Origin of the sequence: Acidiplasma aeolicum (genome assembly GCF_001402945.1) — an archaeon.
GTDB classification, from domain to species: Archaea; Thermoplasmatota; Thermoplasmata; order Thermoplasmatales; family Thermoplasmataceae; genus Acidiplasma; species Acidiplasma aeolicum.
In genome coordinates, this window is record NZ_LKBG01000095.1 from 1 (window position 1) to 2,126 (window position 2,126).

The 2,126-nt window shown below is 29.4% G+C and carries 1 protein-coding gene, 1 tRNA gene and 2 pseudogenes; 3 read left to right on the plus strand and 1 reads right to left on the minus strand.

The features are described 5' to 3' along the window. Nucleotides 1–578: pseudogene (locus AOG54_RS02820) on the minus strand (MMPL family transporter); the annotation flags it as partial. A 175-nt stretch (nucleotides 579–753) separates the two neighbouring features. Here AOG54_RS02820 and AOG54_RS02825 point away from each other — a divergent pair. From AOG54_RS02825 to AOG54_RS02835, 3 genes and pseudogenes are all read left to right on the plus strand, one after another. Beyond that, nucleotides 754–1,494, plus strand: a pseudogene (locus tag AOG54_RS02825) (endonuclease V); the annotation flags it as partial. 85 nt (nucleotides 1,495–1,579) lie between these two features. Then, nucleotides 1,580–1,664: transfer RNA gene (locus AOG54_RS02830), tRNA-Leu, on the plus strand. A gap of 211 nt (nucleotides 1,665–1,875) precedes the next feature. Next, nucleotides 1,876–2,126 (plus strand): hypothetical protein (locus tag AOG54_RS02835; protein WP_156324175.1); only part of this gene is annotated, 251 nt, incomplete at its 3' end.

Genomic DNA, 2,126 nt, shown 5'->3' on the forward strand with positions numbered 1-2,126 from the left:
TTAAATTCCGATATGGCATTATCTATAAAACTTAAATTGCTGACACCCACCTCAGTAAATATTTTATTAAACCCGGCAGAAAATGTGGAATTCTGGGCTATTTTAGTTGAGTTTTCTCCCTTAAGGTTTAACGATAACACAAGCGTATTTAAATCATAAATGCCATTTTCAAGACCCTTAATCTCCTTTGAAAATGAATAAAGTGTTGAATTCTCTACTGTGAATATACTGGTTGTATTCGTGTAACCTATATTCGTGGATTTTAGATAATTAGATACATTATCCTGGAAATTAATTAAATTTTTAACATTTTGAGAATTATTTAAGTTTGTATTGTTTGCAACAATCAAAATTTCAGGGTCTGTAGAACCCCCAAACTGATCTCTTAACAATTTATTTGCCTCATATGCAGGTGAATTCTTTGTAACAATTGAACTTGAAACATTATATGATGTATCTGTAAAAAGCAACGTTGCAGCAGGAAGCATCAATATAAAGAGGACTATCCATATTACCAGAATCTTTTTTTTATTTCTTTGAGAGAATTTACCAAGTCTCATGAATGATTTTTCCAACATTATGGTACCGAATTAAATCAAAAAATTTAAAGTTTATTAATAAACATTTTTTTAACCGAATTTTTAATATATTCAAAAAATTAAAATGCATGAAAAATATGTTAAATTAATGAATTATACAAAAATAGATTTATACTCATATCTATATAATTTGCTTTTACAGATTCCTGATGGCATGGTAAGCACATACGGTGATCTTGCCGTTGCACTTGGTGATAAAATTTCTGCAAGGGCTGTTGGATACATGCTTTCCCTAAATAATTACCCTGATAAATATCCCTGCTATAAAATAGTTTATTCAGATGGTACTGCAGGCAATTATGCCCTTGGTGCAGAGGAAAAAATTAGAAGGCTTAAAAATGATGGTATAAATGTAATTAATGGTAAGATAGATAATTTTAATAAGCTTGTATTCAGGGACTTTAAGTCTGATTACCCATTGAAAAAATTAATGATGGAACAAAACAAAATTTCAGAACATATAGATACAAATGATTATGAAATACCAAAGAGTGTTGCGGCAGTGGATGTTTCATATGTTGGCAGATATGGTTATGGTGCCATGGTTATAAAAGAGGGTGATAATATTGTTGTTAGATACTTTAAAGAAGAATCTAAATTTCCCTATATTCCTGGATATCTTGGATATCATGAAACACCGTATATAGAAAATCTTGTTAGAGATTTTGATGGAATTATCCTGATTGACGGAAATGGGATATTGCACCCAAGAATGTGCGGACTTGCCACCTTTTATGGCGTGCTGTTTAATAAGCAAACCATTGGGGTGGCAAAATCATTGCTGCTTGGCGATATGGGAAACAATTATATTTATTATAATAATAAACCATTGGGTTATCAGGTAAATAAAAAAACAATAGTAAGTCCTGGAAACAAAATTGGCCTTGAAAAATCTGTGGAATACATAAGGACTATTGGAAACGGTAAATATCCGCAAATACTTCAGATGGCGCATAATGAAACAGTAAAATTTAGAAAAAGCGGAGATTGCCGAGACAGGACAAAGGCGATGGATTCAGGGTCCATTTCCGCAGGGATTCGGGGGTTCGAATCCCCCTCTCCGCATTTTTAATATAGAATATTTATATTATATCATTACAGGAATTAAAACATAGGATTATAGAGAGATTTAATATAATACCATTAATGATATATACTGAAAAAAAGTGACTGGTTATATAAGACAATAAATTTATAAAGGAACTCATTCTAGAATATCAGTTTTACTAAAATATATAGAAACCCTTTTATAGTTTGAAATCCATGTATATATATTATGAAACAAAGATTCATAATAATTGTATCTATAATAGTTTCATTATTGTTTGTTATGATGTCATTTTCAGGAAATTTTGATAATAATAGGAACATCATTAATAATGAAAACCCATCCAATAATTATGTTAGGATAGGAAATATTACATTCATGAACAATTTTAACATATCAAATAATGGAATAATATCTTTTGATAATATAAATAAAACAAATATTAACAGTATAAACAATTATGAAAAAAATTATATTAA